This is a genomic window from Limnohabitans sp. 2KL-27 (genome assembly GCF_001269345.1).
Lineage (GTDB): Bacteria > Pseudomonadota > Gammaproteobacteria > Burkholderiales > Burkholderiaceae_C > Limnohabitans_A.
Genome location: NZ_CXOP01000002.1, coordinates 1,691,871 through 1,713,365 on the forward strand (window position 1 = coordinate 1,691,871; position 21,495 = coordinate 1,713,365).

Below are 21,495 nucleotides of genomic sequence, written 5' to 3' on the forward strand. Positions count from 1 at the left end.
GCCCTTTGGGCTGGCCCCTTTATCTGATCTCCCAGCGATCCGACAACGAACCGACCTGCCGTGCGCCTCAATTCCATCAAGCTTTCAGGCTTCAAATCGTTTGCCGAACCGACCAATTTTCTGCTGCCTGGGCAACTGGTGGGCGTGGTCGGCCCCAACGGTTGCGGCAAGTCCAACATCATGGACGCGGTGCGTTGGGTGCTGGGCGAATCCAAGGCGTCCGAGCTGCGGGGTGAGTCCATGCAGGACGTCATCTTCAATGGCACCACCACACGCAAACCGGCCAGCCGCGCCAGCGTGGAGCTGGTGTTTGACAACGCCGATCACCGCGCCGGCGGCCAATGGGGGCAGTTTGCCGAGATCGCCGTCAAGCGCGTGCTCACCCGTGACGGCAACAGCAGTTATTACATCAACAACCAGCCGGTGCGCCGGCGCGATGTGCAGGATGTGTTTCTGGGCACGGGCCTCGGCCCTCGGGCCTACGCCATCATCGGCCAGGGCACCATCAGCCGCATCATCGAGTCGCGCCCCGAAGAGCTGCGCTTGTTCCTCGAAGAGGCCGCCGGGGTCTCCAAATACAAGGAACGCCGTCGCGAAACCGAAAACCGCCTGTCCGACACCCGAGAGAACCTCACCCGGGTTGACGACATCTTGCGCGAGCTGAACGCCAACCTCGAAAAGCTGGAAAAACAGGCCGAAGTGGCGCACCGTTACAACAGCTTGCAAGCCGACAGCACGCTCAAGCAGCACCAGCTGTGGTTTTTGAAGCGCCGTGACGCCGAGGCCGACCAGGGCCGTATGAAGTCCGACGTGGACCAGGCCGTCAATGCGCTGGAGTCGCGCTTGGCCGATCTGCGCCATGTGGAAGCCGATCTGGAGACCATCCGTCAGGCGCATTACGCCGCCGGTGACCAGGTCAACCAAGCGCAAGGGGCTTTGTACGAAGCCAGCGCCGAGGTGGGCCGCCTGGAAGCCGAGATTCGCTTTGTGGTGGAAGGCCGCCAACGTGCCGAGCAGCGCCTGCAGCAGTTGGTGGAACAAACCGCGCAATGGGGTACCCGCAGCCAAGATGCACAAGCCGAACTGGACAGCCTGGCCGAGCAAGCGGCCATGGCCGAAGACCAGAGCATGACACTGGCCGCGCAAGTGGAAGACCAGGCCATGGCGCTGCCCGATCTGGAAGAAGCCCTGCGCAAAGCCCAAAACGAGGCCACCGTCCAACGCGCCAGCGTGGTGCAGGTGCAGCAGCAAATCGGCGTGTTGGCCGCAGACCAGCGCAACGTCGAAGAACAATCGCGCCAACTCGACAACCGCCGCGAACGCCTGCTGAGCGACCGCAATGCGCTGGCCGCGCCAGACGAGGCCCGTCTGAGTCAGCTGCAAGAGCAACTGGCCGAGGCCGAGGCCTTGTCGGCCGAGTCCGAAGCCCGCCTGCAAGACCTGCAAAGCCAAGTGCCGGCGCTGGACGACGACCGCCGCCTGCGCCAAAGCGCTGTGAACCAGGAGTCGTCCAAGCTGGCTGACCTGAGTGCGCGTATTGAGGCGCTCAAGGCCTTGCAAGAAAAAGTCCGCACCGATGGCAAGCTCAAACCCTGGCTGGCCAAGCATGGCATGGAGGGCCTGGAGGGCCTGTGGAGCCGCATCCACATCGAGCCAGGCTGGGAAAACGCCTTGGAATCGGCCCTGCGAGAGCGCCTGTCGGCCTTGGAGGTCTCGCGCCTGGACATGGTGCGTGCTTTCGCCAACGATGCGCCGCCCGCCAAATTGAGTTTTTTCACTTCGCCTTTGGCCGCCAAAGCAGCGCCGCGCAGTGGCATGCCCGCAGGCTGCAAGCCTCTGGCCGAGTTGCTGCGTGTGCACGATGCCGGTTTGTCGGCCCTCTTGGCCGACTGGCTGCAAGGCTGTTACACCGCCCCCAACATGGAAGACGCGCTGGCTTGGCGCAGCCAGCTTCAAGCCGGTGAAACCCTGTTGGTGCAGGCAGGCCATGCGGTTCAACTCAACAGCGTGGTGTTTTACGCCCAAGACTCCGAGCAAGCCGGCTTGTTGGCCCGTGCTCAGGACATTGAGAACCTGGACAAGCAGCTGCGCGCCCAGACCTTGATCGCTGAGGAAAGTCGCAGCGCTCTGGTGCGGGCTGAAGCGGCCTATGCCGACGCCTCGCAGCGCCTGATCACGGTGCGCCGCGAAGCCAGCGAAAGCCAGTCGCGCACGCACGAGTTGCAGGTCGAGACCCTGCGCTTGTCTCAGTTGGTGGCCCAAACGCGTGCCCGCAGCGAGCAAATCAACAACGACCTGACCGAGGTCGAGGCCTTGCTGGACGAGTTGCAAGAGCGCCGTGTCACGGCCGAAGCCCGCTTCGAAGAGCTGGACATGCAACTGGCCGACAAGCAAGAGCGCCACGCCCAGCTGGACGAGCGCGTGATCGAGGCCGAGCGCAAGCTGGCCGAATGCCGCGAGCAGCAACGCAGCTTGGAGCGCCGTGCCCAAGAGGCCCAGTTCTCGCAGCGCAGCCTGGACGCCCGCCGGGCCGAACTGCAACGCACGATTGAAACCGCTCAGCAACAGGTGAGCAGCATCGACGCCGAAATGCAGCGGGCCCGCGACGAACTCAGTCGCCTGACCGATGCCGCCGCCCAAGCCGGTTTGCAAAACGTGCTGGCCCTCAAACTCGAGCGCGAACAAGCGCTGGGCACTTGCCGAAGCGCCTACGACGACCTGACGGCCAAACTGCGCGCCAGCGACGAGCGGCGCGTGAGCTTCGAGCGAGAACTCGACCCTTTGCGCCAACGCATCACCGATTTGCAGCTCAAGGAGCAAGCCGCCCGGCTGGGTCTGGAGCAATACACCCAGCTGCTGGCCGATGCCCAAGCTGATTTGCAAGCAGTGGCCCAGTCCATTGAAACGGGCCAAGTGCGCGTGACGGGCCTGCAAGCTGAGATCGACCGCATCCACCGCGACATCACAGCGCTCGGCCCGGTCAACCTGGCCGCGTTGGAGGAGCTGACCACGTCGCGAGAGCGCAAGGTCTTCCTGGACGCGCAGTGTGCCGACCTGACCGATGCCATGAATACCTTGGAAGACGCGATCCGCAAGATCGACGCCGAAACGCGCGATTTACTGGGCGGCACTTTCAAGATCGTCAACGAGCACTTCAGCCGCATGTTCCCCGAGTTGTTTGGTGGCGGCAATGCACGCTTGGTCATGACCGGTGACGAGATCCTGGACGCAGGCGTTCAGGTGCTGGCGCAGCCGCCAGGCAAGAAAAACCAGACGATCCACCTGCTGTCGGGCGGCGAAAAAGCCTTGACAGCCATCGCGCTGGTGTTCGCCATTTTCCAGCTCAATCCCGCGCCGTTTTGCTTGCTTGACGAGGTGGATGCGCCGCTGGACGACGCCAACACCGAGCGCTATGCGAAGCTGGTCAAGGGCATGGGCAAAGAGACCCAATTCCTGTTCATCAGCCACAACAAAATCGCCATGGAAATGGCCGAGCAATTGATTGGCGTGACCATGCAGGAGCAGGGCGTATCACGCATTGTGGCCGTGGACATGGAGTCTGCGGTGTCATTGGCCGACGTGGCCTGAGGAACTTATCTTGGAATCGATGAGCTCATTGCAGTTGAGTCTGGCCGCCATCGGGGCGCTCACCGTGGGTGCCGTGGTGATCTACAACTATTGGACCTCGCGTAAAAATGCGCCGCGCTTGGCCGAGCCCCCAACAGAACCCCAGCTGGACGTGCCAGAGGTGGCCCCCGAGCTGACTGAAACCCGTGAACCGGTTCTGACCGATGATTTTTCCAGCCTGCCCCAGCCCGAGCGCAAGCCCCAGCTGGACGCCCTGATCGATGTGATCGCCACCATGGAGGTGGACCACCCTGTGTCCGGGGATGCCGCTTTGGCGGCTTTGCCCGTCACACGCCGTGTCGGCACCAAGCCCTTTCATGTCGAGGGTTGCAGTGAACTCAGCGGCGAATGGGAAGTTTTGGCGGCCGGTCGCCGTTACTCGGCGTTTCAGGCCGGCGTTCAGTTGGCCAACCGAGTGGGCGCGCTCAATAACATCGAATTTTCAGAGTTTGTGGTCAAAACGCAGGCCTTTGCTGACTCTGTGGGCGGCAGCGCCAGTTTCAGCGACATGCTCGAAGAAGTGGCGCGTGCCCGTGAACTCGATCAATTTGCCAGCGCTCACGATGCCCAGTTGAGCTTCACGCTGTGCGCTCGGGCCTCGGCCTGGAGTCCTGGCTACATCCAGCAGCATGCTGCGCGACTGGGGTTTGTCGCGGGGGTGATTCCGGGCCGCATGGTGCTGCCGGCCGCCGTGACTGGCTTGCCCCCCATTTTGTCGCTGACTTTTGATTCCCAGGCCGCCATGGCCGATGACCCGGCCATGTCAGCCATCCGAGAGTTTTCGCTCAGTCTGGATGTGCCACAAATTGCCCGTGAAGACCAGCCTTTCGAGCGCTTGCGCGAGGCGGCCCGTTTGCTGGCAGAGCACATGGATGGCGTGGTCACCGATGGCAATGGTCAAATGCTGGGCGATGACGTGCTCGATCAAATTGCGACCGATTTGCAACAGCTTTATGACGCCCTGGCTGCGCGTGAGCTGTCGGCGGGCACGCCTCAGGCGCGTCGTCTGTTCTCCTGACCCGGTTGCTGAGCGTCATGTCCCATCCGGACCTGTTTGGCGACCTGCCACCCACCGGGCTTGTCTCCTTGCCCAGCAGCGCAACATTGGCGTCAGCTGCCGAAAAGGCTGAAAAGCTGCGTACGCTTTTGCACCACCATGCCCATGCTTATTACACCTTGGATGCGCCCGAAATCCCCGACGTTGAATACGACCGCCTGTTTCGTGAGCTGCAAGCCTTGGAGTCGTCGCACCCGCAGTTGTTGACGTCCGATTCCCCCACTCAGCGCGTGGGCGGGGCGGTGCTCGACGCCTTTGCGCAGGTCACGCACCGTGTGCCCATGCTCAGCATCCGCACCGAAACCGACACCGAAGCCAGCGGGGCAGAAGCCTTTGATGCCCGCATCCGCAAGGAGCTGGGCTGGGTTGAAACCGATCCGCCTGTGAGTTATGTGGGCGAGCTCAAATTTGACGGCCTGGCCATGAGCTTGCGCTATGAAAACGGGGTGCTGGTGCTGGCGGCCACCCGGGGCGATGGTGAAACGGGCGAAGAGGTCACGGCCAACATCCGCACCATCGGGCAAATCCCGCTGCGCTTGCCCAGCGATGCCCCTGCTGTGCTCGAAGTGCGTGGCGAGGTGTACATGCGCCGTGACGATTTCGAGGCGCTCAATGAGCGCCAGCGCCAACGCATTGCTGCTGGGCAAAAGGGTGAAAAAACCTTCGTCAATCCGCGCAATGCGGCCGCTGGTGCCGTGCGCCAGCTCGACTCGGGCATCGCCGCCGAGCGGCCCTTGAGTTTTTTTGCCTATGGCCTGGGCGACATCACGCCCGCTGCCGACGGCGGGCCGGCCTGGCTTGCGCATCACGACATGCTGATGCAGCTCAAGGCCTGGGGCTTTCCGGTGGCAGAGCAGACTGCGTGTGTGCAAGGCGCGGCAGGCCTGGTGGCTTTTCACCAGCGCATCGCGGCTGAGCGCGACACCTTGCCCTACGACATCGACGGCGTGGTCTACAAGGTCAACGATTTGGCGCTCCAAGCCCGGCTGGGCTATGTGACCCGCGAGCCGCGTTGGGCTGTGGCACACAAATACCCGGCGCAAGAAGCAATGACCACCGTTCAGACCATCGACGTGCAGGTGGGCCGCACCGGCAAGCTCACGCCTGTGGCCAAACTGTCCCCGGTGTTCGTGGGGGGGGTGACGGTGACCAACGCCACGCTGCACAACGAACTCGAGGCCCGCCGCAAGGATGTTCGGGTGGGCGACACGGTGATCGTGCGCCGCGCAGGCGATGTGATTCCCGAGGTGGTGTCGGTGGTGCTGGACCGTCGCCCGGCCGAGGCCCCCCAGTTCACCATGCTGAGCCATTGCCCCGTGTGCGGGAGTTTGGCCGAGCGGGAAGAGGGCGAAGCCGACCACCGCTGCACAGGGGGTCTGTTTTGCAGCGCCCAGCGCAAGCAAGCCATTTGGCATTTTGCCCACCGCCGCGCCATGGATGTGGATGGCTTGGGCGACAAACTGGTGGATCAGCTGGTCGATGCCGGGCACGTCAAAACCCTGGCGGATCTGTACCACTTGAAGCTCGAGACGCTCTCCAACATGGACCGCATGGCCGACAAATCGGCCGTGAACCTGCTCCAAGCGCTGGAACAATCCAAAAAAACCACCTTGGGCCGCTTTTTGTTCAGTTTGGGCATCCGCCATGTGGGCGAAGCGACGGCCAAGGAACTGGCCCGACACTTTGGCCAACTCGACGCCGTCATGGCCGCCAGCGAAGACGCTTTGCTGCAAGTGGCAGACGTTGGGCCCGTGGTGGCGCACAGCATCCACACTTTTTTTGCCCAACCGCACAACCGCGAGGTGGTGCAGGCCTTGCGGGATGCGGGCATCACCTGGCCCGAAGGGGAGGCCCTGGCCCCAACCGAGATGCCACTGGCCGGTATCACCGTGGTGCTCACGGGTACCTTGCAAAGCATGGGCCGCGATGAAGCCAAGGAAAGACTCGAAGCCTTGGGGGCCAAAGTGGCCGGTTCGGTCAGCCAAAAAACCCACTATGTGGTGGCCGGTGCCGAGGCGGGCAGCAAGCTCGACAAAGCCCTGGCGCTGGGCCTGCCTGTGTTGGACGATGCGGGGTTGGCCGTGCTGCTTTCTGGAGACAGACCATGACCGTCCGGGACATCCTCAAAATGGGCGATGCCCGACTCTTGCGCGTGGCTGAGCCTGTTCCATTGTTTGATACCCACGAACTGCATGACCTGATCGTCGACATGCGCGAAACCATGGCTGCGGTCCATGGTGCAGGTCTGGCTGCGCCCCAAATTGGGGTGAACCTGCAGTTGGTGATTTTCGGCAGCACAGCGGAAAACCCACGCTATCCCAACCGGCCTTTGGTGCCCCAAACGGTGCTCATCAACCCCGTCATCACGCCTTTGGGCGCAGACGAAGAAGAGGATTGGGAAGGTTGTTTGTCGGTGCCCGGCTTGCGCGGGGTGGTGCCACGCTGGTCACGCATCCGTTACACCGGGTTCAATGAAAAGGGCCAGCCCATCGACCGCACAGTCGATGGTTTCCATGCCCGGGTGGTGCAACACGAATGCGACCACCTGATCGGCAAGCTCTATCCCATGCGGGTGCGAGATTTCACCCGCTTTGGCTTCACGGAGGTGCTGTTTCCGGGCATCAGTGAGGCGCAAGACGACTGAGCTTTTGCGCTGCGCTCAGGCGGGGCCTGAGCGCTGTCCAAGGATCGCCACTGTGCGAAGTTGTCAAAGCCCCTTGAGCTTTTCCAGCGCTGCCAGCAACGTCTCATCTTTTTTGGCAAAGCAAAACCGGATGACTTTCTGGTCAAAACCATTGCCATAAAAGGCGGACAGCGGGATGGCGGCGACGCCGATGTCGGTGGTCAGCCATTTGCAGAAATCCGCTTCGCTCAGATTTTTTTCGGGCACCTTCAAGTCGGAAATGTCCACGCACTGAAAATAGGTGCCTTCGCCAGGCAGCAGCTTGAACTGGGTTTGGGCCAGACCTTGCCGGAACAGGTCGCGTTTGCGTTGGTAAAACGCGGGCAGTTCCAGATAGGGGGCCGGGTCGGCCATGAAGCGTGCCAGGGCATGCTGCATCGGGGTGTTCACCGTGAACACGTTGAACTGGTGAACCTTGCGAAATTCGGCGGTGTAGGCCGCAGGCGCCGCCACGGTGCCGATTTTCCATCCCGTGACATGGAAAGTCTTGCCAAAGCTGGACACGATGAACGCTCGTGCGGCCAGGCCATCAAAATGCGCGGCACTCCAGTGCTGGTTGGGCGCGTAGACCATGTGCTCGTAAACCTCATCGCTGATGAGCACGATGTCGGTTGGCGCCAGGATTTCCTGGAGCGTCAGCATGTCTTGCTGGGACCAGATCATGCCGCTCGGGTTGTGGGGTGAGTTGATCAGGATGGCCCGGGTCTTGGGGCTGATGGCTGCGCGGATTTTTTCAAAGTCGGGTCGGAAGGTGCCGGGTGTCAAGGGCACGCGCACCACCACGCCACCCGCCAGTTCGATGTTGGGGACATAGCTGTCATAGCAAGGCTCCAGCACAATGACCTCGTCGCCGGGATGAACAATCGCCAAAACAATGGTGAGGATGGCCTGGGTGGCCCCGGCCGTCACAGTGATCTCAGTGACCGGGTCGTAATGGCGGCCGTAAAGGGTCTCGATTTTTTTCGACACGACGTCACGCAATGGGGCCACACCGGTCATAGGGGGGTATTGGTTCAGTCCCTCCCGCATGGCGTTGTTGGCCAAATCGAGCAGCTTGGGGTCGCACGAGAAATCCGGAAAGCCCTGGCCTAAATTGACCGCATTTTTTTCTGCGGCCAAGGCCGACATGACGGTGAATATGGTGGTGCCCATGTGGGGCGCTTTGGAGTCGAGGTGGGGGGTGCGTGCGTTCATGGCGTTCAAAGTTCGTAGTCGTTGACGTGGCCGTTCATGGCCTTGGTGATCAGGGGGGCTGTCAGGCGATCGCTCAGCAACTCGGCGAAATGATAAACAAAGTGGCGAAGATAGGCCCCTCGCTTGAAGGCCACCCGGGCCACATTCATGCCCAGCAAGTGGCCCAGAGGACGGATGGCGAGGTCTTTCACAGGGTCGTCTTTGACGGCCATTTCGGCCACGATGCCAATGCCTAAACCCAGGCGCACATACGTTTTGATCACGTCCGAGTCAATGGCCTCGAGGGCGATGCGGGGTTGCAATTTCCTGGCGGCAAAGGCCTGATCGATTCGTCCACGCCCAGTGAATGAAGGGTGGTAGGTGATGAGGGGTTCGTGGGCAATGTCTTCCAGAGACACATGCGACTTGTTGGCCAAGGGGTGATCGAGGGGCAGCACCAAAACGTGTTGCCATTCGTAGCAGGGCAAGGTGACCAGCTCTTCGTAGGCGGACAAGGATTCGGTGGCGATGCCGATTTCAGCCACATCCTGCAACAACATCTGGGCCACTTGGTCGGGGGCACCTTGGTGCAGGCTGATGTTGACCTTGGGGTATTTTTCGCGCAGTTTGGCCACGGGCAGCGGCAGCACATAGCGGGCTTGGGTGTGCGTGGTGGCAATGGAGAGGGTGCCATTGTCTTGGGCGCTGAATTGATCACCGATTTTGCGCAAGTTCCCCACTTCGCGCAGGATGAGCTCAATGCTTTGCAGCACATGCTGGCCAGGCTCGGTGATGCGCTTGAGCCGCTTGCCATGGCGGGCAAAGATTTCGATGCCCAACTCTTCCTCGAGCTCGATGATGGCCTTGGAGACACCCGGCTGAGAGGTGTGAAGCGCCTTGGCCGTCTCCGTCAGATTGAGGTTGCGGCGTGCCGCCTCTTGGACAAAGCGAAATTGGTGCAGGTTCATATGGTAAATATCATATTGAATTGCATCATTATGCTTTATCGGTCTATGGTGTGCTCGCTGAGCCCGCGGCAATGTCCGCCATCAGCCGCGTCATCGCCGGGTGTTCTCCAATGGAGGGGAGCAATTCAAAGCGAACTTGGGGGTAGGCCTCGGTCAGTTCTGACACCAGTTGGGGCAAATCTTCCCGCGCATGACGGCCCACCCCGAGAAACATGGGCACGATGCGCAAATGGGTTTTGCCCTGCATCATCAAGGTCTCGACGGTGGTGGCCAGATCGGGTGTGGTCAGTTCCAAAAAAGCGCAGGCCACAGACATACCCGGCCAGCGCCGGGTCATGTCCTCGGCCACGGCGTCGATGGGCAAACGCCAGAGTGGATCGCGCGAGCCGTGGGCAAACAAAATCACGCCCGTTTGGGGATACAAATCAGTGGTCATCGCCGTAACACCATCCACCAAAATCCGAACAAGGAAATTGCGCTGTAAATCAAGCCAGGGGCCGCTGCGGTCAACCAAGGTTGCCAGTTTTGCAAATTGCCTGCAAAGCTGAACAGGTTGCTGAGCAAGGAAAAACTGATGCCCGCCAGCACGCCACCAAACACTTGCCCGGCCATCTGCCCCGAGCGAAAGTGCAGGTAGGCAAAGGGCAAAGCCATGACCAGCATGACCAAGCAGCTCAAGGGGTAGAACACTTTGCGCCAGAACTCGATTTCATAGCGCTGCGCATTCTGGTTGTTGTTGGACAGGTGGCGCATGTAATTGAACAGATCCCAAGTCCTCATGCGGTCCGGGCTGAGCACGGCAGCGGCCACCATGTCGGCGCTGATGCCCGTGGGCCAAGTCAGGCTGGCGTGTTGGGTGGATCGGTACCGCAAGGTTGGGCCTGCATCCACGGTCTGGAGGGTCTTTTCTTCGGCCTGATGTAACAGCCAAACGCCTTCTCCAATTTCGGCTTTGGGCGCGCTGGTGATGGCCAGCAACTGTCCTTTTTCGTTGAACTCGTGAATCCGGACATGCGCCATGTGGCGGATGGCGTCGAAGCTCCGGACATTCACCGCAAAGTGCCGCTGCGCTTGCCGCTCCTTGAGCCAGGCCCCGGTCTGACCGACGGTCAGGCTCCCCTGAAACCGGGCCTTCATCATCACGCCCTGACGGTCAGCCCATGGCGCTGCGTAATCGCCGATCAAAAATGTCAGGGTCACAAACACGAAACCCAGCTGCAACACAGTGTTCAGGGCTTTCATGGGGGCCAGACCCCCTGTGCGCAAAATGGTGAACTCGGAGCTTTGCGCCAGCCGTGCCATCACGAAAATACAGCCGATCAGCACCGAAATGGGCAACAGCTCATAAAGATGCGAAGGCGTTTTGAGGGCGACGTACAACAAGGCGTGATGCAGTTGATAACCTTGGCTGGCCAAGCGGCTCAGGTTCTGCAGTTCATCGACCAAGTCAAAAAACAGGAAAAGTGCCAAAAATCCGATCAGTACAAAACTGACGGCCCGGATGATTTCGCCATGCAGCAAGCGGCGAACGGTTTTCATGCCGCGCCCTTGTCGTGAGGGCCTGGTGTCGGCCAGAGGACGCGCCATGACCAGTTGTAATGGCGAATCGACAGCCACAGCATCGCCAGCAAAAAGACGCCGCCATGCACCACCACCATGAATGGCAAGACATCAAAGCGTCCTGTGCTGATCCAGCTTTGGCCGACATTGAGCATGTTGTAGTAGGCGATGAAGACAAACAAGGCCAAAGCCAGGTGGTAACTGCGTCCTGCCCTGGGGTTGACCGCTGAGACCGCCAGTGCAATCAGCAGCAAATTGATGCCCGCCAAGCCGATACCCAAGCGCCAAGACAATTCGCCCCAGTTTTCCCGGTTGGGTTGTTTCAACAAATCCCAAGAGCTGGTGTAGCGGCTGCTCATGGCCAAAGAGGGCAAATTGACCTCGTCGTCGATCAGCAGTTCGTAGTGTTCAAACTGCGTCACTCGGATTTCACCTGTTTCCCGGTCGGTCAACCATTGTTGCCCTTTGTCCAGAATCAGGAAGCGGTCATGGCCTGTCAACTCGATCCGTCCCTGTTGAGCCGTGGTCACGGTTTCTTTCTGACCGTCCACGCTGGAGATGAAGACATGCCGGCCGAAACGGTTGTCGGGTGTGTCTTTGTCAATGAAGAACACACGCTGCCCGCCGGATGATTCCTGAAACTGGCCGGGTGCCACGCGCTCGATGTCGTTGCGCTTTTCAAAGCGTTGCTTCAGGTCTTGGATCTGCTGGTTGCTCCAGGGCCAGGCGAAGAGGGCCAGCAAGGTCACGATGAGCAACACGGGCCATGAAAAACGCAGCAATGGCCGAATGAATCGGCCCAAGCCCTGACCGCTCGAAAACCAGATCACCATTTCGCTGTCGCCGTACATGCGCGAAAGGGTGGCCACCACGGCGATGAACAGGCTGAGTGTGATGATGGTGGTGAGCTGGCTCAGCACACTGAAACCCATGACCAGCAAAACCTCCGAGGGGTTGACGCTGCCGCGGCTGGCCTGGCCCAGTGTCCGGATCAAAATGATGGTGATCACAATGGTGACCAAAACCACCAAAGTGGCTCCGAAATTGCGGGCCAGGTCTTTGCGTAAAGAAGAATGGAATAACATCGGTGCGAAGGAAAAGCTGAATTATGAACTTCGAAATCCAAAAGCGCGCCCTGTCCAGTGTGATTCGTGACGATCTGGATGCCCTGATTGTCTTGTGGCCTTCGCAAGGTGGGGCGCGGGAGTCTGACAAAGACCCGATTTCCGGGCTGGTGCGAGGGGCCGCCACCCATGGCGATTTTGAGCACAAACCGGGCGCCGTGTTGTCTTTGTACGCCCAGCCTGGCATCCAAGCGCGCCATGTGGTGGTGGCTTGTATCGGCGAAGGCACTGTCGCTCAGGTGCGCAGCGCCGTGACCGCAGCTTGGGGCGTACTCAAGTCAGCCAAAATCAAACGAGTCGGTCTGCATGCCGCAACCGCGATCTCTGGCAAAACCCTGCAAGTGGCCGCTTCAGCGCTGGCCGATGCCAGTTACAGCTACACCAGCACCCTCAGCAAACCCCAACCCAGACGGCTCAAGCAGGTGGTGTTCAGTGCCGAATCGGTCAACGCTGAGCTTCGTGGGGCTTTGTCGCATGCGCAGGCGTTGGTGGCTGGCATGGAGGTGGCCAAGGAGTGGGCCAACAGGCCTGCCAACCATGCCACCCCGGCCTTGCTGGCTGGCGCAGCCAAAGCGATTGCCAAAGGACCGGCCTTCAAATGCCAAGTGATGGGCCCCAAAGAAGTGACCCAACTGGGTATGGGGGCCTTTTTGGCGGTGGCGCGTGGGGCGGCAGAGCCTTTGCGCTTCATCGTGATGCATTACAGCGGTGCGCCTGTGGCCCAGGCGCCGGTGGTTCTGGTCGGCAAAGGCATCACTTTTGACACCGGTGGCATTTCCATCAAGCCCGCCGCTGAGATGGACGAGATGAAATACGACATGTGCGGCGCAGCCAGTGTTCTGGGTGTTTTCAAGGCTTTGGGTGAACTCAAGCCAGCCATCAACGTGGTGGGCCTGATTCCGGCCACCGAGAACATGCCCGATGGCCTGGCAGTGAAGCCGGGGGATGTGGTCACCAGCATGAGCGGTCAGACCATTGAAATCTTGAACACCGATGCCGAAGGTCGTCTGGTGCTGTGTGATGCTTTGACATATGCAGAGCGCTTCAAGCCCAAGGCTGTGATCGACATTGCCACCCTCACGGGCGCCTGCGTCATCGCGCTCGGCGGCGTACGAACCGGGCTTTTTTCCAGCGATGACGCTTTGGCGCAAGCCTTGCAGTTGGCGGGGGATGCGTCTGGCGATGCCTGCTGGCGCATGCCTTTGGACGAGGAGTATGCCGAAGGCCTGAAGTCACGCTATGCCGATGTGGCCAACGTGGCTGGCCGTCAGGCGGGCTCGGTCACTGCGGCCAAGTTTTTGCAGCGCTTCGCTTCGCGTTACCCCTGGGCGCACTTGGACATCGCGGGGACGGCTTGGCGCAGCGGTGCTGCCAAGGGGGCTACCGGCAGGCCTGTGGGCTTGTTGCTGTCGTATCTGCTGGCACAGGCCGGCCCAGCCGCAGCCAAAACCGCGACACGCCATCGCCGCTGACGGTCGGGCGATGACCCAAATCGAGTTCCACTTCAACACCACCGAGCGTTTGCAATACGCTTGCCGGCTGCTGCGCAAGGCGCATGGCCAAGCCTTGCGCATGGGTGTGGTCGGCTCGCCAGCCAGCTTGCGCCAGCTCGATGCGGCCTTGTGGGCTTTCTCGGAGGTCGACTTCTTGCCGCACAGCACCGCAGCCGCTTCCCCTGAAATTCAAAACGCATCACCGATCCGGCTGCACCCTGACCCTTTGCAACTGAGCGGGCTGGATGTCTTGGTGAACCTGGGCGATGATGTTCCCACGGGGTTTGAGTCGTTCAAGCGCCTCATCGAGATCGTGGCGACCGATGACCATGGCCGCATGACGGCCCGCCAGCGCTGGCGGCACTACACCGCGCAAGGCTACACCTTGGTGCAGCACGATTTGTCCAAGACGGCCGCATCATGAGTCTTCCCATCTTGGCGGCCGCGTCCGGCATGCCCGATACCGCCTTGCCGGTGTTGACGGCGGTGGTGCCCGAATCCGACGTCTGCGATGCGATGCGGGCGGCTCTGGATGGCCTTGACCATGACAAGCGGGCTTTTATGGCCATGTCAGACGCGATGCTGGATGCCTTGCGCCCAGACATAGAGCGCATGGCCACCGAACTGGTGCGCAACAGCCTGCACCAAGCTTGGCGCATGCGTTCCCGATCAGGCGACTGAGTCGTGGGCGCCAATATTCCCTATTGATTTGCGAGAATTTTGGTTTTCCCTAGGCTACAAAGGCACTGTTTTGCAGTATCTTAGCGGCTTGCTTGATTGAAGCAATTTATTCTTCGGAGTTTCCATGAAATTTTCTGGTACACGTACTTTGACCCTTGTGGCTGTGGCTGTGGCTGCAGTTGTTTTGGCAGCTTGCGGCAAAAAAGAGGCCGCCTCGGATGTTCAAGTGATCAAAATTGGTCACGTCGGTCCTGTCAGCGGCGCGATCGCTCACTTGGGCAAAGACAACGAAAACGGTGCCCGCATGGCCATCGAAGAACTCAATGCTGCGGCTCTCAAGATCGGTGACAAAGTTGTCAAATTCGAGTTGCTGGCAGAAGACGATGCCGCGGACCCCAAGCAGGGTACTGCTGCGGCCCAGAAACTGGTCGATGCCAAAGTCAACGGCGTGATTGGTCACCTCAATTCCGGCACCACCATTCCCGCTTCACAGCTTTACAACACAGCTGGCATTCCCCAGATCTCGCCATCGGCCACCAAACCCAAGTACACCCGTCAAGGCTATGCGGGTGCATTCCGCGTGGTGGCTGACGATGTGCACCTGGGCGGTACCCTCGGCAAATACGCGGTGGAAACGCTCAAAGGCAAAAACATCGCGGTCATCGATGACCGTACAGCTTACGGCCAAGGCGTGGCTGAAGAGTTCAAAAAGGGCGCTACCGCTGCAGGCGGCGCCATCGTGGGCCACGAGTTCACCACCGACAAAGCCTCTGACTTCAATGCCATCTTGACCACCCTGAAAGCCAAGAAGCCTGACATCGTCTTCTTCGGCGGCATGGATGCTGTGGCCGGCCCGATGCTGCGTCAAATGAAATCCTTGGGCATCAACGCCAAGTTCCTTGGCGGCGATGGCATCTGCACATCCGAGTTGGCCAAGTTGGCTGGCGATGCCATGAAGGACGAGTCGGTTTTCTGTGCTGAAGCCGGCGGTGTGGAAGGCGAGCAAAAGGCCGGCATGGACAAGTTCCGTGCAGACTTCAAAGCCAAGTACAACGCCGACGTGCAGGTCTATGCACCCTATGTGTATGACGCTGTGAAAGTCATGGCCACGGCCATGGTGACCGCCGGTTCTGCTGACCCAGCCAAGTACTTGCCAGCTTTGAAAGCGATCAACTACAAAGGCGTGACCGGCAACATCGCCTTTGACGAAAAAGGCGACATCAAGAACGGCGCTTTGACGCTGTACACCTACAAGGGTGGCGAGCGCTCGCAACTCGCTGTGGTTCGCTGATCTGTCCGGCCCTCCTCTGAGGGGAGGGCTTCATTTCATGGGGGGCAAATCGCCGCGCATGAGATGAACAGACGAAAAAAAGCCTGCACACTGTGCAGGCTTTTTTGTTTTGGCGGAGCAGGCGGGATTCGAACCCGCGGTGGGCTATTAACCCACACACGCTTTCCAGGCGTGCGACTTAAACCACTCATCCACCGCTCCGAAGCCTGCGATTGTAGCAGTGGAAAAACGGGTTTTCGGACGCCTGGGCAATTCTTGTGCGATCGCGGCTGGCCGTTGAGGGACAGGTTTTTTGCCAATTTGTGATCTGCGTCGCTCAGTGGGGCCTTTTTGTCCTTAAACTTCGCCACTGTTTCAAATCCCTTTGACCTTTCTTTGGCGCACAGCCCACCAGCCCATGAAATTTCGTTTCCCCATCGTCATCATTGACGAAGATTACCGCTCCGAAAACACCTCGGGCCTGGGTATACGCGCTTTGGCTGATGCCATCATTGCCGAGGGTTTCGAGGTCTTGGGCGTGACCAGTTATGGTGACTTGTCGCAGTTTGCGCAGCAGCAAAGCCGCGCCAGTGCATTCATTTTGTCGATTGACGACGAAGAGTTCTCACCGGGCCCGGACTTGGACCCGGCCGTGATCAATTTACGGGCCTTCATTGACGAAGTGCGTCGCAAGAACGCCGACGTGCCCATTTACATTTATGGCGAGACCAAGACCTCGCGCCATTTGCCCAACGACATCCTGCGCGAATTGCACGGCTTCATCCACATGTTTGAAGACACCCCCGAGTTCGTGGCACGTCACATCATCCGCGAGGCCAAAAGCTATCTGGAGGGCGTTCAGCCGCCATTTTTCAAGGCGCTGCTCGATTACGCCGAAGACGGCTCCTATTCGTGGCACTGCCCCGGCCACTCCGGTGGCGTGGCTTTTCTCAAGAGCCCTGTGGGCCAGATGTACCACCAGTTTTATGGCGAAAACATGCTGCGTGCCGACGTGTGCAACGCCGTGGAAGAGTTGGGCCAGCTGTTGGACCACAACGGCGCCATCGGCGAGAGCGAACGCAACGCCGCGCGCATTTTCAATGCCGACCATTGCTTCTTCGTGACCAACGGCACCAGCACCTCCAACAAGATTGTCTGGCACCACACGGTGGCACCCGGCGATGTGGTGGTCGTGGACCGCAACTGCCACAAATCCATCCTGCACGCCATCATCATGACCGGTGCGGTGCCGGTGTTCATGAAGCCCACACGCAACCATTTCGGCATCATTGGGCCCATTCCCAAAAGCGAGTTTGAGCCTGCGGCCATCATGGCCAAAATCAAGGCCAACCCCTTGCTCAAAGGCGTGGATCCCAAAAAGGTCAAGCCCCGCGTGATGACCCTGACCCAGTCCACCTACGACGGGGTGCTCTACAACACCGAAACCATCAAGAGCATGCTCGACGGTTACGTGGACAACCTGCACTTTGACGAAGCCTGGCTGCCCCATGCGGCCTTTCACCCCTTTTATGGCCCCTACCACGCGATGGGCAAAAAGCGCGCTCGACCCAAAGAGTCCATGGTGTACGCCACGCAATCCATCCACAAGCTGTTGGCGGGTATCAGCCAGGCCAGCCATGTGCTGGTGCAGGACGCGCAAAACACCAAGCTGGACAGGCCGCTGTTCAACGAGGCGTACCTGATGCACACCTCGACCAGCCCGCAGTACAGCATCATTGCCAGCTGTGACGTGGCTGCCGCCATGATGGAGCCGCCCGGTGGCACTGCGCTGGTGGAAGAGAGCATTGCAGAGGCATTGGATTTTCGCCGCGCCATGCGCAAGGTGGACGAGGATTACGGCAAGGACTGGTGGTTCAAGGTCTGGGGCCCTGAAAAGTTTGCCGACGAGGGCATTGGCCGCGCCGACGATTGGATCTTGCGCAACGACCCTCGCAAAAAGGCCAGCAAGTGGCATGGCTTCGGCCAGCAACTGGCCGATGGCTTCAACATGTTGGACCCCATCAAGTCGACCATCGTCACACCGGGCCTGAACCTCGACGGCAAGTTCGACAAAACCGGCATTCCGGCATCCATCGTTAGCAAGTTCCTGACCGAGCATGGGGTGGTGGTGGAAAAGACGGGCCTTTACAGCTTTTTCATCATGTTCACCATCGGCATCACCAAGGGCCGCTGGAACACTTTGCTCACGGCCTTGCAGCAGTTCAAGGACGAATACGCCAAGAACCAGCCCATGTGGAAAATCATGCCGGAGTTCTGCCAGAAATACCCGCGCTACGAGCGCATGGGCTTGCGCGACCTGTGCCAGCATGTGCACGAGATGTACGCCAAGTACGATATCGCTCGCCTGACCACCGACATGTATTTGTCCGACCTGGCCCCGGCCATGCGGCCGTCTGACGCCTACGCCCACATTGCGCACCGCAAGACCGAGCGGGTGGAAATCGACCACCTGGAAGGCCGTATCACCGTGGGTTTGGTCACGCCGTACCCGCCCGGCATTCCGCTCTTGATCCCTGGCGAGGTTTTCAACAAGAAGATCGTCGATTACCTCAAGTTCGCGCGTGAGTTCAACGAGAAGTGCCCGGGCTTCGAAACAGACATCCATGGTCTGGTGGAGATCAAAGACGATGACGGCAAGAAGCGGTACTTTGCGGATTGCGTGAAGGTTTAAGACTTTTGCCTTGGCGATGCGTCTCAAGGCTTTAGGGGGCAGGTGAGTTGGGGCCCTGTGCGGGGGCTCAGAGGCGCTTCGCTTAGCCACATCGCCCCCGCACAGGGCTCCAACTCACCTGCGGGGGAGCATTAAAAAAAGCGGCTGATGCCGCTTTTTTAAATTCCAGGAGATGTTTGTTCTGTCCCACTTTTTATGGCCAGTGTCCAACCGTTGATGGTTGAACCAGACCGTGCGCTTGAGCATTACTGCCACGTTTACCAGCCCCATGGGCACACGATCATCCACTCAGCCCGAGACGAGGTGGGTGCTGAACCGGGCGATTTGGCGAGCGAAGCGATTGATGAGCCCGGACAGCGCTCGCATCGCCTCAGGCGGTCATTGCAAAAGCTGAAGCCCGTCTTCGCGGGCTTCAGAGGCATAGACAAAACATCAAGCCGCAGCCGCTGGCTCCGCAATGCCACCGACCACTTGGCTGAAACCACCGTCCACATACGTGATCTCGGCCGTCACGCCCGCAGCCAAATCGCTCAGCATGAAGGCGGCCACATTGCCCACGTCCTCAATGGTCACATTGCGGCGAATCGGAGAGGCTTCTGCCACCACCGACAAAATCTTGCCAAAACCCTTGATGCCACTGGCCGCCAGCGTCTTGATGGGGCCGGCCGAAATGCCGTTGGCACGCAGGCCACGGTTTTGGCTGCCCAGCGACTCGGCCAGGTAGCGCACCGAGGCTTCCAGGCTCGCCTTGGCCAGGCCCATGGTGTTGTAGTTGGGCACCGTGCGGATCGCGCCCAAATAGGTCAAGGTCAGCACAGCCGACTTGTCGTTCAGGTAAGGCAAGGCCGCTTTGGCCATGGCGGGGAAGCTGTAGGCGCTGATGTCGTGCGCGATCTTGAAGCCTTCGCGCGACAAACCGTCCAGAAAATCACCGGCAATCGCTTCGCGTGGTGCGTAGCCAATGGCATGCACAAAACCGTCGAACTTGGGCCAAGTGGCCGACAGGTCGGTGAACAATTTTTCAATCTGTTCGTCGCTGCCCACATCGCAATCAAAGATCAATTTGGAGTCGAAATCGGCCGCGAACTCGGTGATTCGGTCCTTGAAGCGCTCGCCCACGTAGCTGAAGGCCAGCTCGGCCCCTTGCGCATGGCAGGCCTTGGCGATGCCGTAAGCGATCGAGCGGTTGGACAGCACGCCGGTGATCAGCAGCTTTTTACCCGACAGAAATCCTGTTTTTGTAGTCATGTCTTCAACTCCTGAAAAATGTGTGCAGAATTGTCGCATGCGAAGACCCTTGGCCCGTTTCTGGACACACTGCTGCTTGGCCCTTGGGCTGGGGTTGGCGGCCAATGCTTGGGCCGCACACGCTTATGCCCAATTCGGGGACATCCGCTACCCGGCCGGGTTTGCCCATTTCGCGTACGTCAACCCAGTTGCGCCCAAAGGCGGCGAGATCATGCTGGTGCCGCCGACTCGGCAGTCCAACTTCGATAAATACAACCCCTTCACCTTGAAGGGGAGTGCTCCCCCGTCCATGTTGGGCATGCTTTTTGACACCTTGCTGGTGGGCAACATGGACGAACCGACCACGGCCTATGGCCTGCTGGCTTCGGATGTCTTTGTGGCCCCCGACCGCATGTCGGTGACCTTTCAGATTCACCCGCAAGCGCGCTTTCACAATGGTGACCCGGTGCTGGCGCTCGATGTGCGCCATTCTTTTGAGCGCTTGACCAGCAAGCAGGCCGCGCCCCAGTACCGCACGTTTTTTGGCGAAGTCAAAGGCGCCACAGTCCTCGCCGAGCGCAGCATCCGCTTTGACTTTGTTCGCCCCAACAGTGAGCTGCCCTTGATCGTGGGCAGCTTGCCTGTGTTCAGCCACAAGTGGGGGCTGCAGGGCAGCGCTCACAAGCCTTTGGACCAGATCGTGATGGACATCCCGATTGCGTCAGGCCCTTACCGCATCGGCCGTGTGCAGTTTGGCAAGGACATCACCTACGAGCGCGATCCGGCGTATTGGGCGCGTGACTTGAACGTCCGAAAAGGCCAATTCAATTTCGACCGCATCACCTACAAAATCTACAAGGACAGCACCGCCCAGCTTGAAGCCTTCAAGGCGGGCGAGTTCGATTACATGCAGTCCTTCATCGCGAGGGAATGGGCCAGGGCCTTCACAGGCCGGGCCTTTGAGCGGGGTGAGTTGATCAAGGCCGAGCTGCCGCACGGCAATGCCGGCGACTTTCAGGGCTTTTTGTTCAACACGCGCCGCGACAAATTCCAAGATGTTCGGGTGCGCCAAGCCATCGCGCTGGCCATGGACTTCGAGTGGTTGAACCGCCAACTTTTTTACAACGCTTACAGCCGTGTGCGTGGTTATTTTGTGGCCAGCGACTTTGAGGCCAAAGGCCGACCGGGCGCCGACGAGTTGGCCTTGCTCACGCCTTTGCGCGCCCAGCTGCCTGCTGCCGTGTTCGAGCAGGAAGTCCCGCAACCGCCACAGACCGCGCTGGAGCCGGCTTCGGGCCACACCCTGCGCGACCATTTGCGCCAAGCGCGTGGTCTGCTGCAAGACGCCGGATGGACCTACCGCGATGGCGCTTTGCGCAACGCCAAGGGGCAAGCCTTCAGCATTGAGTTTTTGGACAGTTCGGGCTCAATGGGGCGCGTGGTCACGCCATTTGCCAAGAATTTGGAAAAACTGGGCATCCAGGTTCAGTACAAAGTGATCGACTTTGCGTTGCTGCAAAAGCGCATGGACGTGTTTGACTTTGACATCGTCAGCAACCGAACCGTGGGCAGTGAAGCCCCTGGCACCGAGTTGCTCGAGCGCTACGGCAGCCGATCGGCCGACGTCGAGGGTTCAGGCAATGTGATCGGCCTCAAAGACCCAGCCGTGGATGCCTTGCTGGACAAGGTGGTGAGCGCCACGTCACGGCCTGAGCTGGTGACCCGCCTGCGTGCTTTGGACAGGGTGCTGCGGCACGGCCACTATGTGGTGCCACACTGGTACGGTGCGGTGCACAGGGTGTCTTGGCGGGCCAAGGTGTTTGCACGTCCTGCCGATTTGCCGCGTTTTTACCAACCAGAGAAATTGGTGACCACCGTGTGGTGGTCCCCAGATGCCTCAACTTCAACGGCCGCTCAAGCGGCCCCCAAGGCCCCCTGAC

At 59.9% G+C, this 21,495-nt stretch carries 16 protein-coding genes and 1 tRNA gene; 10 read left to right on the forward strand and 7 right to left on the reverse strand.

What is annotated here, in order from left to right; all coding sequences use genetic code 11:
• The first annotated feature begins 60 nt into the window (after window positions 1-60).
• Genes smc through def form a run of 4 tightly spaced genes read left to right on the forward strand, consistent with a single transcriptional unit; the run spans window position 61 to window position 7,328 of the window.
• Window positions 61-3,588, forward strand: coding sequence for a chromosome segregation protein SMC (gene smc / locus LHAB_RS10975; protein ID WP_090046270.1), 3,528 nt, complete (start codon window positions 61-63; stop codon window positions 3,586-3,588).
• A 19-nt stretch (window positions 3,589-3,607) separates the two neighbouring features.
• Complete coding sequence (locus LHAB_RS10980; RefSeq protein WP_090046273.1) at window positions 3,608-4,645, forward strand: cell division protein ZipA C-terminal FtsZ-binding domain-containing protein; 1,038 nt, start codon at window positions 3,608-3,610, stop codon at window positions 4,643-4,645.
• Between the two features lie 17 nt (window positions 4,646-4,662).
• Window positions 4,663-6,792, forward strand: a complete 2,130-nt coding sequence (gene ligA, locus LHAB_RS10985; RefSeq protein WP_090046275.1) for an NAD-dependent DNA ligase LigA — start codon at window positions 4,663-4,665, stop codon at window positions 6,790-6,792.
• Entirely contained in the window at window positions 6,789-7,328 is a 540-nt protein-coding gene (gene def, locus LHAB_RS10990; protein WP_090046277.1) for a peptide deformylase, read from the forward strand. The genes ligA and def overlap by 4 nt, the downstream gene beginning before the upstream one ends.
• A 63-nt stretch (window positions 7,329-7,391) precedes the next feature.
• Here the strand turns inward: def and LHAB_RS10995 are convergent, their stop codons facing one another.
• The 5 genes from LHAB_RS10995 to lptF are packed head-to-tail and all read right to left on the reverse strand — an operon-like array spanning window position 7,392 to window position 12,153.
• Complete coding sequence (locus LHAB_RS10995) at window positions 7,392-8,561, reverse strand: pyridoxal phosphate-dependent aminotransferase (protein ID WP_090046280.1); 1,170 nt, start codon at window positions 8,559-8,561, stop codon at window positions 7,392-7,394.
• 5 nt (window positions 8,562-8,566) lie between these two features.
• Window positions 8,567-9,508 carry a CysB family HTH-type transcriptional regulator gene (locus LHAB_RS11000; RefSeq protein WP_090046283.1) on the reverse strand — a complete coding sequence of 314 codons (942 nt, stop codon included), beginning with the start codon at window positions 9,506-9,508 and terminating at the stop codon, window positions 8,567-8,569.
• Window positions 9,509-9,551: 43 nt separating this feature from the next.
• On the reverse strand, window positions 9,552-9,944 hold the full coding sequence (locus LHAB_RS11005; RefSeq protein ID WP_090046286.1) for a sirohydrochlorin chelatase: 393 nt from the start codon (window positions 9,942-9,944) through the stop codon (window positions 9,552-9,554).
• Window positions 9,941-11,047 (reverse strand): LPS export ABC transporter permease LptG, encoded by a 1,107-nt coding sequence (gene lptG, locus LHAB_RS11010; RefSeq protein ID WP_090046290.1) that lies wholly within the window; start codon window positions 11,045-11,047, stop codon window positions 9,941-9,943. The genes LHAB_RS11005 and lptG overlap by 4 nt, the downstream gene beginning before the upstream one ends.
• Window positions 11,044-12,153 carry an LPS export ABC transporter permease LptF gene (gene lptF, locus LHAB_RS11015; RefSeq protein ID WP_090046293.1) on the reverse strand — a complete coding sequence of 370 codons (1,110 nt, stop codon included), beginning with the start codon at window positions 12,151-12,153 and terminating at the stop codon, window positions 11,044-11,046. Before lptF ends, lptG begins: the two co-directional genes overlap by 4 nt.
• A 23-nt stretch (window positions 12,154-12,176) precedes the next feature.
• On the opposite strand from lptF, the gene LHAB_RS11020 reads away from it, so the two are divergent.
• The 4 genes from LHAB_RS11020 (at window position 12,177) to LHAB_RS11035 (ending at window position 15,657) form a co-directional block, all read left to right on the forward strand.
• Entirely contained in the window at window positions 12,177-13,664 is a 1,488-nt protein-coding gene (locus LHAB_RS11020) for a leucyl aminopeptidase (protein ID WP_090046296.1), read from the forward strand.
• A gap of 10 nt (window positions 13,665-13,674) precedes the next feature.
• Window positions 13,675-14,109, forward strand: a complete 435-nt coding sequence (locus LHAB_RS11025) for a DNA polymerase III subunit chi (protein WP_090046298.1) — start codon at window positions 13,675-13,677, stop codon at window positions 14,107-14,109.
• Entirely contained in the window at window positions 14,106-14,366 is a 261-nt protein-coding gene (locus LHAB_RS11030; protein ID WP_090046301.1) for a hypothetical protein, read from the forward strand. The genes LHAB_RS11025 and LHAB_RS11030 overlap by 4 nt, the downstream gene beginning before the upstream one ends.
• A gap of 124 nt (window positions 14,367-14,490) precedes the next feature.
• Entirely contained in the window at window positions 14,491-15,657 is a 1,167-nt protein-coding gene (locus tag LHAB_RS11035; protein WP_090046304.1) for a branched-chain amino acid ABC transporter substrate-binding protein, read from the forward strand.
• Between the two features lie 110 nt (window positions 15,658-15,767).
• On the opposite strand, the gene LHAB_RS11040 is transcribed toward LHAB_RS11035, so the two are convergent.
• A tRNA-Ser gene (locus tag LHAB_RS11040) sits at window positions 15,768-15,858 on the reverse strand.
• A 196-nt stretch (window positions 15,859-16,054) separates the two neighbouring features.
• On the opposite strand from LHAB_RS11040, the gene LHAB_RS11045 reads away from it, so the two are divergent.
• Window positions 16,055-18,328, forward strand: coding sequence for an arginine/lysine/ornithine decarboxylase (locus LHAB_RS11045; RefSeq protein WP_090046307.1), 2,274 nt, complete (start codon window positions 16,055-16,057; stop codon window positions 18,326-18,328).
• Window positions 18,329-18,760: 432 nt separating this feature from the next.
• Here the strand turns inward: LHAB_RS11045 and fabI are convergent, their stop codons facing one another.
• A complete protein-coding gene (gene fabI, locus LHAB_RS11050; RefSeq protein ID WP_062404610.1) occupies window positions 18,761-19,576 on the reverse strand; it encodes an enoyl-ACP reductase FabI in 816 nt (271 codons plus the stop codon).
• A gap of 37 nt (window positions 19,577-19,613) precedes the next feature.
• On the opposite strand from fabI, the gene LHAB_RS11055 reads away from it, so the two are divergent.
• A complete protein-coding gene (locus LHAB_RS11055; RefSeq protein WP_090046309.1) occupies window positions 19,614-21,494 on the forward strand; it encodes an extracellular solute-binding protein in 1,881 nt (626 codons plus the stop codon).
• Window position 21,495: the final 1 nt, after the last annotated feature.

What these genes read in the sequence shown, in the direction of transcription:
- LHAB_RS11035 (WP_090046304.1), top strand. Translation starts at nt 14,491, where the DNA reads ATGAAATTTTCTGGTACACGTACTTTGACCCTTGTGGCTGTGGCTGTG.
- LHAB_RS11045 (WP_090046307.1), top strand. Translation starts at nt 16,055, where the DNA reads ATGAAATTTCGTTTCCCCATCGTCATCATTGACGAAGATTACCGCTCC.
- LHAB_RS11055 (WP_090046309.1), top strand. Translation starts at nt 19,614, where the DNA reads ATGCGAAGACCCTTGGCCCGTTTCTGGACACACTGCTGCTTGGCCCTT.
- LHAB_RS11030 (WP_090046301.1), top strand. Translation starts at nt 14,106, where the DNA reads ATGAGTCTTCCCATCTTGGCGGCCGCGTCCGGCATGCCCGATACCGCC.
- LHAB_RS11025 (WP_090046298.1), top strand. Translation starts at nt 13,675, where the DNA reads ATGACCCAAATCGAGTTCCACTTCAACACCACCGAGCGTTTGCAATAC.
- LHAB_RS10980 (WP_090046273.1), top strand. Translation starts at nt 3,608, where the DNA reads ATGAGCTCATTGCAGTTGAGTCTGGCCGCCATCGGGGCGCTCACCGTG.
- LHAB_RS11020 (WP_090046296.1), top strand. Translation starts at nt 12,177, where the DNA reads ATGAACTTCGAAATCCAAAAGCGCGCCCTGTCCAGTGTGATTCGTGAC.
- def (WP_090046277.1), top strand. Translation starts at nt 6,789, where the DNA reads ATGACCGTCCGGGACATCCTCAAAATGGGCGATGCCCGACTCTTGCGC.
- LHAB_RS10995 (WP_090046280.1), bottom strand. Translation starts at nt 8,561, where the DNA reads ATGAACGCACGCACCCCCCACCTCGACTCCAAAGCGCCCCACATGGGC.
- lptF (WP_090046293.1), bottom strand. Translation starts at nt 12,153, where the DNA reads ATGTTATTCCATTCTTCTTTACGCAAAGACCTGGCCCGCAATTTCGGA.
- LHAB_RS11005 (WP_090046286.1), bottom strand. Translation starts at nt 9,944, where the DNA reads ATGACCACTGATTTGTATCCCCAAACGGGCGTGATTTTGTTTGCCCAC.
- LHAB_RS11000 (WP_090046283.1), bottom strand. Translation starts at nt 9,508, where the DNA reads ATGAACCTGCACCAATTTCGCTTTGTCCAAGAGGCGGCACGCCGCAAC.
- ligA (WP_090046275.1), top strand. Translation starts at nt 4,663, where the DNA reads ATGTCCCATCCGGACCTGTTTGGCGACCTGCCACCCACCGGGCTTGTC.
- lptG (WP_090046290.1), bottom strand. Translation starts at nt 11,047, where the DNA reads ATGAAAACCGTTCGCCGCTTGCTGCATGGCGAAATCATCCGGGCCGTC.
- fabI (WP_062404610.1), bottom strand. Translation starts at nt 19,576, where the DNA reads ATGACTACAAAAACAGGATTTCTGTCGGGTAAAAAGCTGCTGATCACC.